This is a genomic window from Shewanella sp. AS16, from assembly GCF_021412365.1.
Lineage (GTDB): Bacteria > Pseudomonadota > Gammaproteobacteria > Enterobacterales > Shewanellaceae > Shewanella > Shewanella salipaludis.
Window position 1 is genome coordinate 1 of record NZ_JAKCLK010000489.1, and the last position, 268, is coordinate 268.

Sequence of the window (268 nt, forward strand, 5' to 3'; positions counted from 1 at the left end):
TCCTCTAAAGAGCCGTTCGAGACTAGGACGTTGATAGGCATGGTGTGTAAGCGTTGTGAGGCGTTGAGCTAACATGTACTAATGACTCGTGAGGCTTAACCATACAACCCAGATGGGTTTTACTGAAAACGTGATTTTCAGACCTTAGATAGAATACAAGCGCTTGATAGAGTAGAGACTCAACGCAAATCAGCTTTCCGAATTATTAATTGTGTCGAAGACACGATTAAGCAGTTTTGTCTGGAAACCATAGCATTGTGGCACCACC

At 43.3% G+C, this 268-nt stretch carries 1 rRNA gene; it reads left to right on the forward strand.

Annotated elements, in window-relative coordinates:
- Positions 1-103 (forward strand): 23S ribosomal RNA (locus tag LZP73_RS21220); the annotation flags it as partial.
- Positions 104-268 lie beyond the last annotated feature (165 nt).